Source organism: Opitutus terrae PB90-1 (assembly GCF_000019965.1).
Classification (GTDB): domain Bacteria; phylum Verrucomicrobiota; class Verrucomicrobiia; order Opitutales; family Opitutaceae; genus Opitutus; species Opitutus terrae.
The window spans coordinates 4,977,373-4,992,413 of sequence record NC_010571.1; the positions used below are offsets into that span (position 1 = coordinate 4,977,373).

Consider the following 15,041-nt stretch of genomic DNA (forward strand, 5'->3'; position numbering starts at 1 on the left):
CGAAAAAGAGAGGGAAAGCTAAACAGCAAGAGAACGAGCGAATCCGCGGGGCGAGCCTACAGCTGCGGTAGGTGCACCTGTCCGTGCAGCTCGCGCTTGAGCTGCCGACATTCCGCGTGGGCCTCGGTCTCGAATTTCTGCAAATTGAAACTCGGGAAAACGCGCCCGCTGAGCACCTGCCAGCCGGCGGTTTCCGCAATCGGTTTCACTCCACCGACGTTCGGATCACCGCTCCAGCCCACGCGATTTTGCCGGCAGAGATCGCGCGCGAGCGATACGCTCGCCACGAGCACCGCGTCCTCGGTGGCGGCTTCGGGGGTTTCGACGAAACGCATCACCACCCCGTAGCTCGCCGGAAACTCGCGTTTCTCGGCGAAATACGCCCCCATCTCCGCGGTGGTGCAGCCGAGAAAGAATTTCTCCGCCGCCGCGATCGGCACGGACCGCCGTCGCGCGAAATCGACGATCGCCTGAAAGCCGTAAGGGTGCAGTCGCAGCAGCAGGAGCTTGCCGATGTCGTGGAGCAGCCCCGCGGCGTAGGCGCGCGATTCCAAGCTGTGAAATTCCAGGTACCGGCAGGTGTAACGCGCCATCCGCGCCACGCCGACCTGGAACATCCAGAAACTTGTCCAGCTGCACGGCGGCATGTCCATGTAGCGTTCGTCCACGCGAACGAGCGAACTGGCCATCGCCGCCAGCCTGATCTCACCGAGCAGCCCTACGCAGATTCGCGGATTCTCCACCGGCTCGTGGTCGGGTTCGTTCTCGCCCTTGCGCACCTGGTTCGCCGCGACGATCAGCTGGGCCGACAGCCCCGGATCCTTCTCCGCAATGTCCATCAGCGGCGCGAGCGACGAAGGATGTCCGGTCGCCGCCATCTGGAACGCCGCCGCCACGGAATCGACCACCGGGCAACCCTTCAGTCCGTCGAGCTGCTGCTGTAGTTGCGGCCAGGCGACCACCGGCACGCGCTGCTCCGCCTCCGCATTGAACCACACCGCGCGCGCCCGCGCCTCCTCCGCTTTCGCGCGTTCCTCGGGCGAGACGAAATCTTCCGGGACCACCGCCGGATTTAGATGCGCGAAAATCAATCGCTCCGCGAAGCCCAGCTGGCTCAGCGCTCCGCCCGCCGCGGGCCACAGCCCCTGCTCGACGAGGCCCTTCACCTCGTTGAGCAGCTCCACGATGCCCCACGCGCCCGCCGCCTCTCCCTTGGTGGTGGTGTTCTCGATCGTGCCGATCGCGCCTGGCGCGTTCTCCCCCTTGATGTGTTCGAGCAGCTCCGGCCCGATGTTCTGCAAGGAGGCGTGCACTTCCTTGAGCGCCGCGCGCAACCCGTCCGGCGTCAGGCCGGTCATCGCGCAGAAGGATTTTTCCTCCTCGAAGTGCTGGTTGCGCCACGGATTCGCGAGCGCTTTGCCCACCTCGGCCAGGATGTAGTCGTCGCGATACGGCTTCACCAAAAAATTCTGGACACCGAGTTGCATCGCCTGACGGACCACGTCGCGATCGCCCGCGGCGGTGTAGATCACGACCGGTATCACCTTGAGAAAACAATCGGCCCGCAACCGCTGCAGCAGCCCGATGCCGTTTTCGCCCTCCAATTTCAGTTCCAGGAAGACGAGGTCGACCGCCACATTGCGCTGAATGAAACTCCAAGCCTCCGCCACCGTGCTCACGGTCGCCAAGCGATGGCTGCCGCGCGCGAGCACTCCACGCATTGCTCGCCGCGCAATATCTGCGGGATCAACTAGGAGAATGTGGGCCATTTATGTGCGGGCCATGCGCCAGCGGCGGCACAGGAGGTAGAGGTATGCCCCTATGTTCGGTTCATTCTACTGACATCTGAAACGATTGTCAGCGGCTGAGGTTCACGGGGGCGGGGGCGAACGCAGTGTCGCGCGCACCCGCGTGCGCAGCAACCTAGAAAAGCGCCCGCCGTCTCGCGGAGGCACTTCGTTTCCGCCGTTGGCTGGCGATTCGACCTCCACTCCGTCCGCGGCTCAGAGCGCGATGTCCTTGAAAGCCGGATCCTCGAGAATTCGATCGAGCTGCTTGTTCTCGATGAACAACCGGATCTCGCGATCGTCCGGCGCCTGCTTGCGCACGCGCTCCAGCGTCTTGCGGGCGTCATCGGCGCGGCCGAGCAGCGCCAGCGTGTATACCTCCTGCAGCGCCGCATCCGTGTTCTTCTCGTCCAGCTCAAAGGCGTCGTGGAACGCCTTGCGCGCACTCTCATACGCCTGCTTGGCGCCCGCGGTGTTGCCCTGTCGCTTCCGCGCGACGCCGAGATTCACCCAATAGTCCCCTTGGTCGGGACAAAGCTTCGCCGCTTTTTCAAACAGCGGTTCGGCACGCGCATAGTCTCTCAGCGCCACGGCGAACTGGGCCTCGCTCGCGAGGTTGGCCGCTTCCTTTCGCTGCAGCGCGGGGATTTCCTTCGGCTTCGGCTTGCAGCCACCCGTCAGCGCGAGGGCCAACGCGAGAGAAATCAGGACGAGAAACTTCATGGGGGTGACAATCAACTCAGAGCTCGCCGGCTTTCGCCACTCGAAAGTCGCGGCGCGGATTCGGCTGCAGCCTCATCGCGCATCACAGATCGGGCGGCACCGTCGCGATGGCCTCCTCCATCGTGGTCACGCCATCCCGCACCTTGATCAGACTGTCCTGGTGCAGCGTTTTCATGCCGCCGCGCACGGCGATCTTTTTGATCTCCGCCGTCTCGAGCTGTTTGTTGATGCCTTCGATCAACTCTTCGTTCGTGACCATCAGCTCGTGAATACCCACACGGCCCTTGTAGCCCGTGCTGTTGCATTTCGGACAGCCCTTGGGGTTGGGCTTGAAAATCTGCCCGCTCCAGCCGATCGCCTTTTGCAGAATCTCATCCTCGCGACCCTGCGGCACGTAAGGCACGCGGCAGGTCTTGCAGACGCGCCGCATCAGTCGCTGGGCGCAGACGCACAGCAGCGACGACGAAATCATGAACGGCTCGATGCCCATGTCCGTCAACCGCGCCACCGTGCTCGGCGCGTCGTTCGTGTGCAGCGTGCTGATCAGCAGGTGACCGGTCAGCGCGGCCTCGACCGCGATGTCCGCGGTCTCCTTGTCGCGGATCTCACCGACCAGGATCACGTCGGGATCCTGCCGCAGGAACGCGCGCAGCGCCGACGCGAAGGTCAGCCCGATCTGCCGGTGCATCTGCATCTGGTTCAGGCCGGGCAGCGTGTATTCGATCGGATCCTCCGCGGTGCGGATCACGATGTCCGGCGTGTTGATCTCGTTCAGCGCCGAGTAGAGCGTCATCGACTTACCCGAGCCGGTCGGGCCGCAGTGCAGGATCATGCCGTAGGGCTGGCGGATGCACTCGCGATACTTGCCGAGATTTTCCTCCGTGAATCCGAGCATCGGCAGCGGGAGCGTCGTCTTCTGCTTGTCGAGAATACGCATCACCACGCCCTCGCCGTGGTTCAACGGCGCGGTCGACACGCGCAGGTCGAGGTCGAGGCCTTTCTTCGTGTATTGCTTGAAGATGATGCGGCCGTCCTGCGGCAACCGGCGTTCGGCGATGTCCAGGTTGCACATGATCTTGAGCCGCGCGACGAGCGCCGGCCCCACGCGCGCCGGCAGCCGGAGCTTTTCCGAACACATGCCGTCCACGCGATAGCGGACCATCATCTCCTTTTCCTGCGGCTCGACGTGAATGTCGCTCGCGCCCGCGAAATACGCGTCCTCGATGATCCGGTTCGCGAGCTGGATGATCGGACCTGATTCCTCTGTCACGTCGTCGCTGCCCGCCTCGGCGATGACGCCATACTCCTCGCCGATCTTCTCGACGACATCGTCGAAGCCGGCGGGCTGCTGATCCGCGCTCTTGACGAACTTGTCGCGAATGTCCTTCTCGCGCGCGAGCAGCCGGATGACCTTCTTGCCGGTCATCTCGTGGATCTTCGTGGGCAGCGTGATCTCGAACGGATTTGCGAACGCCACCAGCAGGAAATCGCCCACCTGCCCCACCGGCAGCACGAGGTTCTGCTGACAGAAATCCTGCGGGATGCGCTCGAACGTGTCGGGCAGAACCTTGAACCGCGCGACATTGACCGGCGACAGCCGGAACGCGCGGCCCTTCGCCACGAGCAGCTGGAACGGCGTGATCCGGTACTCGTCCTGCAGCATCTTCTCGAGCGCGTCACCCGTCATGTCGCCGGGCAACGCCCCAATCTTCTCCCGCTGCTCGTCCGTCAGCCGGCTCATGGCCGTGAGTTCCGCGACAATCTGGGACTGGATTTTGCCGAGTGCCATGGCTTAGGCCGGTTTGGCGGCGGACGTCGCGTGACTCTGCTCCGCCTCGAGTTTTTCCAGACAATCGGCGATCTGCTCGAGCGTCGCGCCGAACCACAGGATCGGTCCCTCGAGCTGCTTCTCCCAATGGGCCCGCACCGCCGGGCTCAGGTAGTAGGCCGTTGCCACGAAATGAAAATCCTCCTCGCGATCGAAGGGCAGCGACCACGTCGCCCAACACGCGGACAGGTCGAGTGACTTCTTGATCTCGTCGCTGAGCTCACAATGTCTCATGTCCACCAGCCCCACGCCGTCGGCGTCGACGATGTGCTGTAGCAGGTCGTCCTCCTTTACTATCTTCATGTCGTAAGCGAGGATGCCGAGCAGCGTGCTTTGCCGCGGCTGATCCATCGCCACCACGCCGAGCAGCTTCTCGTTGGCCGCCTCGAGGTCCTCGATCTTGATCAGATTGGCCTCAACGAGGTTCGCGCCCAACAGGCGGTTGGCGCGCATCAGCAGTGTGCGGTTGACCTGGGCCATGTCGCTTCGACGGTGATTTAGTCGCGGGCGCGAGGCGACACCTTTTCTCGACCCCGCAACGCCGTCACCCGTTTTAGCAATTCTTTCTTGAGCAGCTCGATCCCCTCGGAGGTGAGGCACGAGAGCGGTAGCACGTCCACCGTGCGATGGCGCCGCTTGAACTTGCTGAGGTTCGCCGCCGCCGCCTCGACATCCATCTTGTTCGCCGCCACCAGCCGCGGCTTTTTCAGCAGCGCCGGATCGTAAAGCTCCAGTTCGCGGAGCAGATGCTTGTAATCCTCGCGCGGGTCGCGGCCGTCGGTGCCCGCCATGTCGATCAGCACGAGCAGCAGCGCACAACGCTCGATGTGACGCAGAAAGCGATGCCCGAGTCCGCGGTTCTCGCTCGCGCCCTCGATCAGTCCGGGCACGTCCGCCAGCCGCAGGCGCCGGCGGCCGTGCCGGTCCGGCGGATAATCGATGATCCCGATCTGCGGATGCAGCGTGGTGAACGGATACGCCGCGGTTCTCGGCCGCGCCCGCGTGATCAGGCAGGTGAGCGAGGACTTGCCGGCGTTCGGGAAACCGACCAGGCCGACGTCCGCGATGCTCTTCAACACCAGCCGGTACGTTCCGCGCTCGCCCGGGTGGCCATCGTTGGCGCGCTTCGGCGCGCGCGTGGTGGCCGTCTTGAAATGGGTGTTGCCCCAACCGCCGTTGCCGCCCTTGCAGAGCACGATCTGCTGACCGTCCTCAACGACCTCGGCGACGGGTTTGCCGGTGGCCTCATCGATCACGACGGTGCCGAGTGGCATCTTCAGAACGCGGTGCGCGCCGTCCTTGCCATGCTGATCCTTGCCGAGCCCGTGCTCCCCGCGCTCGGCGTTCCAGTGCGGCTGGTATTTGTAGTCGACCAGGTTGTTCGTGTCGTCGTCGCCCAGCAAAATGACGTCGCCGCCCCGGCCGCCGTCGCCGCCGTTGGGGCCGCCCCACGGCTCGTATTTCTCGCGCCGGAAGCTAATGCAGCCGCGCCCGCCGTCACCGGCTTGAAGTTTTACCACGCACTCGTCGACGAACATGCGCGCTACCAAGGCAGAACGCGCGGCGTTTGCCAAGGCGGAGCCGCGAACAAGTCTCCCGGCCGGCTCTCGCGGCCAATCCGTTCGTTCTCGTTCTCGTTCTCTTTCTCGTTCTCTTCGCGCGCCGGAGCGCTGGAAGCGTGGGAGGAGAAAGAGAACGAGAATGAGGCGGGGGGCGAACGGTCCGGACGACCTTGCGGAGGCCGCCCTTGACCGACGCATCCTTCGTTCCGAAGGTGCGTCATCTCACCGCCATGCCCTACGTTGCCGCGCCGACCCGCTACGACAATTCCGCGTTCTACCGCCGCTGCGGCCGCAGCGGGCTGAAGCTGCCGGCGCTCTCGCTCGGGCTTTGGCACAATTTCGGCGGAGTCGACACCCACGCGAACAGCCGCGCCATGCTCCTGCGCGCGTTCGATCTCGGCATCACCCATTTCGATCTGGCCAACAACTATGGTCCGCCGCCCGGCACGGCCGAACAGACCTTCGGTCGCGTGCTGCGCGAGGATCTCGCCCCCTATCGCGACGAACTGATCATCTCCACCAAGGCCGGCTACGACATGTGGCCCGGGCCCTACGGCGAATGGGGTTCGCGCAAATACCTGCTCGCCTCGCTCGATCAAAGCCTGCGGCGGATGGGGCTCGACTACGTCGACATCTTTTACTCGCACCGGCCCGACCCGAACACGCCGTTCGAGGAAACCATGGGCGCGCTGGACCGCGCCGTCCGCTCGGGCAAGGCGCTCTACGCGGGCCTTTCAAACTACTCCGCCGAACAGACCGCGCAGGCGGCGAAGATCCTGCGCGAGCTCGGCACACCCTGCCTGATCCACCAGCCGAAGTATCACATGTTCGACCGCTGGATCGAGCACGGCCTCGGCGACGTCCTCGCGCGCGAGGGCATTGGCGGGATCGCCTTCTGCCCGCTTGCGCAGGGTCTGCTCACGAACCGCTACCTCGCCGGCATCCCGGCCGATTCGCGCGCCGGTCACGATCCGCGTTTTCTCAAGCCGGAGCATATTACCGAGCAAAAACTCGCGAAGATCCGAAAGCTCGACGCGCTCGCGAAACAGCGCGGTCAGTCGCTCGCACAGCTGTCGCTCCTCTGGGTGCTGCACAACCCCGCGATCACGACGGCGCTGATCGGCGCGAGCAAGGTGAGCCAGATCGAGGAAAACGTCGCCGCGCTCAAGAACCCGACGCTCTCCGCCGACGAACTCGCCGCGATCGAGAAGATCCTGGCGAGCTGACGAGCGCGTCTGACGCGGAGTGCAGCACGCCGTTGGGGGAACCCGCCGACCTGGCGGGCTTTCAGTCGCGCGATCCCCGTACTCGCAGCCTGCCGGAACGGCCGACTCCACCAGCGACCGCAGCCGCGATCAAATCAGTCGCGCACCTGCAACGCGATTTACTCGGCCGCTGTTCTGGTTCGATCCGCGCCGGCGTTTGCCGTCGCTCGGTTCATCGAACACTTCTCCGTCTCCCATGGCTTCCGACGCCACCGCGCTCCCGCTGGATCCGCCAACTCCCGTCTCGGCGCTGGAACGCACCACCCTGCCCATCATTCTCGCGCTCGGTATTTCGCACCTGCTGAACGATGTGATTCAGTCGTTGTTGCCGGCGATCTATCCGATGCTGAAGGTGAACTACGACCTTAGCTTCACCCAGATCGGGCTCATCACCTTCACCTTTCAGGGCACCGCCTCGCTGCTCCAGCCCGTTGTCGGCCTATATACGGACCGCCGCCCAAAGCCCTACTCGCTCGCCATCGGCATGGGCATCTCGCTCGTCGGCCTGATCCTGCTCTCCCGCGCCGACCATTACGGCACGATTCTCTTCTCCGCCGCCCTCGTCGGCATGGGCTCCTCGATCTTCCATCCCGAGGCCTCCCGCATCGCACACATGGCCGCGGGCCAGCGACACGGTCTCGCGCAATCGCTCTTCCAAGTCGGCGGCAACGTCGGCACGTCGCTGGGCCCGCTGGCCGCCGCGCTGATTATCGTGCCGCGCGGCCAGCCGGCCTTGCTCTGGTTCACCATCCTGGCCGCCGTCGGCATGGCCGTGCTGACGCGCGTCGGCGTCTGGTATCAACGCCACCTTGCCTCTCATCTTGCGCGGGTCCGCAGCCACCAGCGCGCCGCTGCCGGCCGGTTCTCCCGCAGTCGGATCATCGCCTCGCTCGGGGTCCTGATCGCACTGATTTTTTCCAAATACTTCTATCTGGTCAGCTTCACTAACTACTACACGTTCTACCTCATCGAGCGGTTCCACGTCTCGGTGCAAGGTGCGCAGTTTTATCTGTTCATCTTTCTGTTCGCCGCGGCCGCAGGCACCATTCTCGGCGGGCCGCTCGGCGACCGGTTCGGACGCAAATACGTCATCTGGTTTTCGATCCTGGGTGTCGCACCCTTCTCGCTTGTGTTGCCGCACGTGGGTCTGGTGGCCACGGTGGGACTCGCCGCCGTCGTCGGCGCGATCCTCGCGTCCGCCTTCTCCGCCATTCTCGTCTACGCGCAAGAGCTGATCCCCGGCAAAATCGGGTTGATCGCCGGGCTCTTCTTCGGGCTGGCGTTCGGGATGAGCGCGATCGCCTCGGCCGCACTCGGCCATCTCGCCGATCACGCCGGCATCGAGCACGTGTTTTTCCTGTGCGGGTTCTTGCCGCTGATCGGATTGCTCACGGTGTTTCTGCCGGACGTTCGCAAACGGCCCCGCTCCGCCATTCGCGGGTGAGGGATGATCGCGCTGCCGGGCGGGGCGAATTCACGTCTTGCTAAGACCTGCGGCGCGCCCTGTTCTTGGGCCTTCATGTCCTTCGCCGCTGAGCGCGGCGCGGGACACCCATGCTGCCATGACTTCCGCCGAGATCCGCCAGAGTTTTCTAGATTTCTTTGCCCGCCAAGGACACACGATTGTGCCTTCGTCGTCGCTCCTGCCGGACTCGCCCGGACTGCTGTTTACGAACGCGGGGATGAACCAGTTCGTGCCCATCTTCCTCGGTGATCGCGCGCCGGACGTCTCGAAATGGGCTGGCGCCCGCCCTGCGAAGGACACCCGCGCGGCCGACACGCAGAAATGCATCCGCGCCGGCGGCAAGCACAACGACCTCGAGGACGTTGGCTTCGATACCTATCACCACACGATGTTCGAGATGCTGGGCAACTGGTCGTTCGGTGACTACTTCAAGAAGGAGTCGATCACCTGGGGCTGGGAGCTGATCACGAAGGTCTGGGGCATTCCGGCGAAACGGCTTTTCGCGACCGTCTACTCACCCGACAAATCCAAGAACGATCCCTCCGACTTCGACCAGGAAGCTTACGACATCTGGGCCGGGGTTTTCAAAAAGGAAGGCCTCGATCCCGCCGTCCACATCGTCCACGGCAACAAGAAGGACAATTTCTGGATGATGGGCGATACCGGCCCCTGCGGCCCGTGTTCGGAAATCCATTTCAACCTGCTGCCGTCCGACGATGAAGTGGAAGGCCGAAAGCTCGTGAACGCCGGTGTCCCTCGCTGCATCGAGATCTGGAACCATGTCTTCATCCAGTTCAACGCGAACGCCGACGGCACGTTCTCGCCGCTCGCCGCGAAGCACGTCGATACCGGCATGGGCTTCGAGCGCGTCGCCGGAATCTACGCGACGACGAAGGGCTTCAAAGACTTCTCGCGCGATCCGTCGAACTACAACGCGGACGTGTTCGCGCCGTTGTTCGCCAAGATCGAGGAACTCTCGAAGAAGACCTACAACGGCACCGTGCCGACGCGCCGCGAAGGGCTCGGCGAACAGGAGAACATCGACATCGCGTTTCGCGTGCTTGCGGACCACGCGCGCTGCGTCTCGTGCGCGATCGCCGACAACATTCTTCCCGGCAACGAAGGCCGGAACTACGTCATCCGCCGGATCCTTCGGCGCGGCATTCTCTACGGCAAGAAGCTGAATCTCGCGACCGGTTTCTTCGAACAGCTCGTCGCGCCGGTGGTTGAGTCGTTGGGCGCGGTGTTCCCCGAACTGAAGGAGCGCCAGGACATCATCCGCCGCGTGATCCGCAGCGAGGAGGAGTCGTTCGGCCGGACGCTGGAAAAAGGTCTCCAGCTGTTCAATGAAGGCGCAAAACTTCTCCTAGATGCACATCCAATCAAAGGCCAAGCCGACGTCCCGGGTGTTGGCACCATTACCAACATAGGAGGTGTAACACGTTTTTTGGGCGGGAAGTTTGTATTTCGCTTGTACGATACCTACGGTTTTCCTGTGGACATGACCCAGCTTCTCGCGACCGAGCGAGGACTGGCAGTAAACATGGTGGAGTTCGCGAGCGAAATGCAGCAACAGCAAGATCGCTCCCGCGCCGCGCAGAAGAAGGAAGTGATCGTCGCCGCCACCGAGGGCGACAATACTGAGGCTGCGCAGCCGACGAAGTTCATCGGCTACGACCGGCTCACCGCGGACGCGCAGGTGCTCGACGTCGTCAAAACCGACAAGGACCTGTTCCTGGTCTTCGATCAAACTCCGTTCTACGCGGAGATGGGCGGCCAGACCGGCGACCACGGCGTGGTGAAGATCGACGGACAGACCTTCGCGATTCTGGCGACGGTGAAGGACAAGGCCGGCCGGTTCCTGCACAAACTCGCGCCCGCGTGCGCGGCCGATGTCGCGCGACTGAATCCCGTCGGCAAGAAGGCCGCGCTCGGCGTTTCGCCGCTCGCGCGCCGCGCGATTTCACGCCACCACTCCGCCGAGCACCTCGTGCACTGGGCGCTGCGCAAGACGCTCGGCACGCACGTCCGGCAGGCCGGCACGTCGAAGACGAAGGAGCGGATGCGCTTCGATTTCACCCATTTCGAGGCGCTCACCCCCGAGCAGATCGCGGAAGTCGAGCGGCTCGTGAACTCGAAGATCCTCTCGAACGACAAGGTCGAGGCCTACGAGACCGAGTTCGACAAGAAGCCCGAGGGCACGCTCGCGTTCTTCGGCGAGAAATACGGCAAGATCGTTCGCGTCGTCGACATCGGCGGCTACAGCCGCGAGCTCTGCGGCGGCACGCACGTGTCCACCACGAGCGAAATCGGGCTGTTCAAGATCGTCGCCGAGATGGCGATCGCCGCGGGCACGCGGCGCCTCGAAGCCGTCGCCGGCCAGGCCGCCTACGATTTCGTCGAGGAACACGAGACCGCGCTCAAGGCGGTCACGCACAAGCTCAACGCCGGTCCGCAGGACGTCGCGCAAAAACTCGACTCGCTACTCGCGCACCAGAAGGAGCTCGAGAAAAAGCTGAAAGCCTACGAACAGAAAGCCGCCGCCGGACTCGCGGACGAACTCGCCGCGAAAGCGACTGCGCGCGACGGACTCAAGTTCGTCACTGCGACGGTCAGCATCGACAATCAGGATGCGCTCCGCTCGCTCGGTTCTCAGGTGCTGCACAAGCTCGGCGAAGGCGTGGTCACGCTCGGCGCCGCGCTCGGCGATCGCGCGAGCCTCGTCGTTTACTGCTCGCCCGCCGCCATCAAAGCGGGGCATCAGGCCGGCAAGATCGTCGGCGAACTTTCCACCAAGATCGGCGGCAAAGGCGGGGGCAAGCCGGACTTCGCCATGGGCGGCGGCAAGGATCCGTCCAAGCTCGCCGACGTGCTGAAGCAATCCGCGCCTGGCGTGATTTGTTCCTGGTGACGCGGCGCCCTCGCCGCGTCTTGTAAGGCGGGCCTCCCGACCCCGCCGCGACCGTCCCGCATGCATCGCCTGCGAGATGTAGGGTTGGCGCTCGCCGCCGGCCGCGTGCGCGCGGGTTATCCGGCCGCCGGCTAGCGGCGGCCCTACCGGCTTTCTGTGGCACGATCAGCCTGATCGTGCCTTCATGCCTCGTTGCGGCGGGATCGGGTGATCCTGCCCTACAGCCCGAGCTCTTGAGTGCGGTGGTTTGTTCCGCGCCGGCCACCTACCCCACCCACCGCTCCATCACGCGTGCGAGTTCGGGCAGACGGAGCGGCTTCGGCAGGTAATCGGTCATGCCCGCTTGCAGGCAACGGCTGCGATCCTCGTTCGTCGCGTTCGCCGTGACCGCCACGATCGGTATCCGCGAATCCCAGCGCCGGATCTCGCGCGTCGCCGTCCAGCCATCCATCTCCGGCATGAGGCAGTCCATCAGCACCATGTCGTAGCGATTGAGCCGGCATTTGCGCACGGCCTCGGCGCCGTTCTCCGCAAAGTCCACGACGCAGCCAAGCTTCTTCAACATCCCGGCCGCCACGACGCGATTGACGCCGTTGTCTTCGGCCACGAGCAAGCGCAGGCCCGGGCGCGAAAGATGCACCGGCTCCGGCTCGGTCGTGCGCGCGGGTTCCGCCGTCTGTCGCGCCTCGCGCAACGCCTCCACGATCTGATCAGGTTGGAGCACGGGTTTCATGATCCGCGCCGCGAAACCCGCCGGCAGCGGCTGCGCCGGGCCGGCCACCTGCGCGTTTTCCAGCAGCACCCATCGCAGCGGCGTGAATTCCGGCGCCGTGCGCAGCGGCTGCATCCACTCGCCCTGCGCGGCGACCGATCGATCCACCAACACCACGTCGAACGGCGCGCCAGCCTCCAGGCCGGCGCGCAACAAGGCGGCCGCGTCCGCCGGAGTGGTCGCGGTCTCGGCCGACAGCTGCATCGTCGCGAGCAGATTTTGCAGGGCCTGCGCCGCCACGGTCAGATCGTCGATCACCAGCACGCGTACGGCCGGCATCGGCGGCGGCGGTGCCGCGCTTTGGTCGACCTGCAGCGGCACGGTAAACCAGAAGACCGAACCGCGCCCGGGCGCGCTTTCCCACTCGATCTCACCGCCGAGCAGGCGAACCAATCGCTGACTGATCGCGAGCCCCAGCCCGGTGCCGCCATGGCGGCGCGTGGCCGACGTATCGGCCTGCGTGAATTGCTGGAACAGCCGGTCGCGCATCTCTGACGCGATCCCGACGCCCGTGTCGCTCACCGTGAACCGCACCCGCGCGCGCTGACCTTCGCTCTCGCTGGTTGCGCGGGACACGCGCACGGCAACGTGCCCGTGCGCCGTGAACTTCACCGCGTTCGAGAGCAATTTCACCAGCACCTGTCGGAGCCGCATCGCGTCGCCGTAAACGCTCGCCGGCACGTCCGCCGCGAGATCGAGCACGAGTTCGACGTCGGGCGAGGCGAGCCGCGTGGAGGCGATCGTCAGCGCGTCCACGACCGGCTGGCGCAGGTCGAAACGAGCGTGCTCGAGCATTAGGCTGCCTTGCTCGAGCTTGGAGAAATCCAGCAGGTCGTCGGTCACGGCCCGCAACGCTTCCGCCGACGTCCGGATAGTCGCGAGATAGTCCCCCTGTGCCGGGGTCAGGGGCGTGCCAAGCAGCAGGTCCACCGTGCCGAGCACGCCGTTCAGCGGCGTGCGGATTTCGTGACTCATCGTGGCGAGGAACTCGGTCTTGACGCGCGCGGCACTCGCGGCCGCCTCCCGTGCTTGCGCCGCGGCGGCAGCCGCGGCGTGCTCGGCGGCGCCCGCCGTGCGTTGGTGCCGCCGCTCGCTTTCACTCGCCTGCCGGGCCTTCCACAGCGCCCAAATCGTCACAGCCAACGCCGCCAGGACCACGAGCAGACCCACGATCGCCCAGCCCACGGCGCCGCCGTCCGCGCCGGAAAGGCCGGCAGCCTCCGCCGCCCGGGCTTGCCGCGCCGCAGCCAGCACCGCCGCGCCCACTGCGATCCTCCGTGCCCGCCGCGTTCCCCGCTCCAGCTCCCTCTCAAAAATGACACGCACAGCTGCGTGCTAGCGCGGGCGACCTCAAACGCAAGAAATGTTCACCCTGCCGCCTTTCCTCCGCGCCAAAAAAAACCAGCGGCGTTGCGGCCGCTGGTGGAAAGTCTGCGCGATCCGATCGCTCAGAACCGGAAGTTCATGCCGGCCCGAATGCCCTGCAGCTTGCTGAGATCGACGCGATTGGTGTAGGTGGCGCCTTTGTCGTTGCTCGTCACTTCCTGCGTGAAATCGCCGCTGTTCTGGTAAACCGCGCCGAGATAGATGCCCGATGTTTCGGTCATCGTCCACTGGAGGTTCGCGTCGACGTAGAAGCCCGGGAGGATCTTGCTGTCCTCCTCCTGCGCGAATTCCTCCCAGTCGTCGCCGGTCGCCGGCGTGAAGTTCTGCGTGACGCTGTACGCCGCGCCCGCGTAAACGATCACCGCGCCCGCGCTGAACGAGGCGCTGAACCGCTCGCCGAACGGCACCAGCAGCGTCGGCCCGCCGCGCAGGGTCACGTAGGCGCCGCGCGATTGCCAGCGCGTCGTTAGCGCATCGCTCGACGGCGTCACCGTGGTCGTGCGCGCGAGCACTTCGTTGCCCAGCAGCACGGAGACGTCCGCCCCGCCTGCGAACTGTGGATAGGCCGTGCCGGTGTCGGGCACCGTCTGGCCGTTCAGCGAGTAATAATCGGTGGTCGTGTTGATGTTGGCGTTCACCGACGCGCGCTTGATCGCGTTGAATTGGTTAACGCTCATGCCGCCGATGACGCCCCATTGCAGCCGCGTGCGTCCAATCTTGCCGAAATCGCGCTCCACCGCGACCTCCACGCCGAGTCCGAGCGGCGGCTTCTTCTCCTGAAATCCCGTGTCGGTCAGCGTGGCCGTATACACGTGCATCGCCATCAGCCCGTCTTCCGTCGCCTGCTCGGGGCTGCGAAACGCCCAGGTGTTGGTAAATCCGTCCGGCGAAATCGGCACGGCATTGCCGGCGGGATCCGCCACCGTGCGCCCATCGGGCCCGACAAAGCCGTCGTGATAGACGCGCGGCGCGACGCCTTCCTTCGAGCCGATCTGGATGGGAAGAAGATTCGAGCTGGAGACCGAGAACCATGCCGGACTGATCGTGCCCTGCCCGCCAAACTGCGACTTCACGCCAGTGATCCCGCGAAAACCGAGGCGCACCGTGTATTTCGGTACGTATTGGATCAGGTCGTCGTCCAGCGTCGGCTTGTAGTCGCCAAAGTTCTCTTCGTCTTCGTACTGGGCTCGCGCCACCGACACAGCGATCAGCAACACGCACCAGACGCGGAGGAAAAATTTCATAAGGGGCTGAGAGGAGTCAGGCTTTGGACGGACTATTTTTCGAAAGGTTTCCGAAAAGATCGTGCCGCGGACGCTCAGTCAACGAGAGATTCCAGCCG

10 protein-coding genes are annotated in these 15,041 nt (G+C 64.7%); 3 read left to right on the top strand and 7 right to left on the bottom strand.

Annotated features, from left to right (window positions below; genetic code table 11):
- Positions 1–56: 56 nt before the first annotated feature.
- The 5 genes from OTER_RS19350 to obgE all read right to left on the bottom strand — a co-directional run bounded on the left by OTER_RS19350 (position 57) and on the right by obgE (position 5,876).
- Positions 57–1,769 (bottom strand): HDOD domain-containing protein, encoded by a 1,713-nt coding sequence (locus OTER_RS19350; RefSeq protein ID WP_083767792.1) that lies wholly within the window; start codon positions 1,767–1,769, stop codon positions 57–59.
- A 234-nt stretch (positions 1,770–2,003) separates the two neighbouring features.
- Positions 2,004–2,510 (bottom strand): tetratricopeptide repeat protein, encoded by a 507-nt coding sequence (locus OTER_RS19355; RefSeq protein WP_012376635.1) that lies wholly within the window; start codon positions 2,508–2,510, stop codon positions 2,004–2,006.
- An 82-nt stretch (positions 2,511–2,592) separates the two neighbouring features.
- Positions 2,593–4,299: a GspE/PulE family protein gene (locus OTER_RS19360; RefSeq protein WP_012376636.1), complete on the bottom strand. Its 1,707-nt coding sequence runs from the start codon at positions 4,297–4,299 to the stop codon at positions 2,593–2,595.
- 3 nt (positions 4,300–4,302) lie between these two features.
- Positions 4,303–4,818, bottom strand: coding sequence for a GspE/PulE family protein (locus OTER_RS19365; RefSeq protein WP_012376637.1), 516 nt, complete (start codon positions 4,816–4,818; stop codon positions 4,303–4,305).
- Positions 4,819–4,835: 17 nt separating this feature from the next.
- Entirely contained in the window at positions 4,836–5,876 is a 1,041-nt protein-coding gene (obgE, locus tag OTER_RS19370; protein ID WP_012376638.1) for a GTPase ObgE, read from the bottom strand.
- A gap of 254 nt (positions 5,877–6,130) precedes the next feature.
- Here obgE and mgrA point away from each other — a divergent pair, with 254 nt between their 5' ends.
- The 3 genes from mgrA to alaS all read left to right on the top strand — a co-directional run bounded on the left by mgrA (position 6,131) and on the right by alaS (position 11,541).
- The gene (gene mgrA, locus OTER_RS19375; protein ID WP_012376639.1) at positions 6,131–7,126 is read left to right on the top strand and encodes an L-glyceraldehyde 3-phosphate reductase; all 996 of its coding nucleotides are present in this window, start codon (positions 6,131–6,133) and stop codon (positions 7,124–7,126) included.
- Positions 7,127–7,361: 235 nt separating this feature from the next.
- A complete protein-coding gene (locus tag OTER_RS19380; RefSeq protein ID WP_012376640.1) occupies positions 7,362–8,609 on the top strand; it encodes an MFS transporter in 1,248 nt (415 codons plus the stop codon).
- A 118-nt stretch (positions 8,610–8,727) separates the two neighbouring features.
- Complete coding sequence (alaS, locus tag OTER_RS19385; protein WP_012376641.1) at positions 8,728–11,541, top strand: alanine--tRNA ligase; 2,814 nt, start codon at positions 8,728–8,730, stop codon at positions 11,539–11,541.
- A 265-nt stretch (positions 11,542–11,806) separates the two neighbouring features.
- Here the strand turns inward: alaS and OTER_RS19390 are convergent, their stop codons facing one another.
- Together OTER_RS19390 and OTER_RS19395 are read right to left on the bottom strand one after the other, a co-directional pair.
- Positions 11,807–13,579 (bottom strand): response regulator, encoded by a 1,773-nt coding sequence (locus OTER_RS19390; RefSeq protein WP_012376642.1) that lies wholly within the window; start codon positions 13,577–13,579, stop codon positions 11,807–11,809.
- 182 nt (positions 13,580–13,761) lie between these two features.
- Positions 13,762–14,943, bottom strand: a complete 1,182-nt coding sequence (locus tag OTER_RS19395; RefSeq protein ID WP_012376643.1) for a hypothetical protein — start codon at positions 14,941–14,943, stop codon at positions 13,762–13,764.
- Positions 14,944–15,041 lie beyond the last annotated feature (98 nt).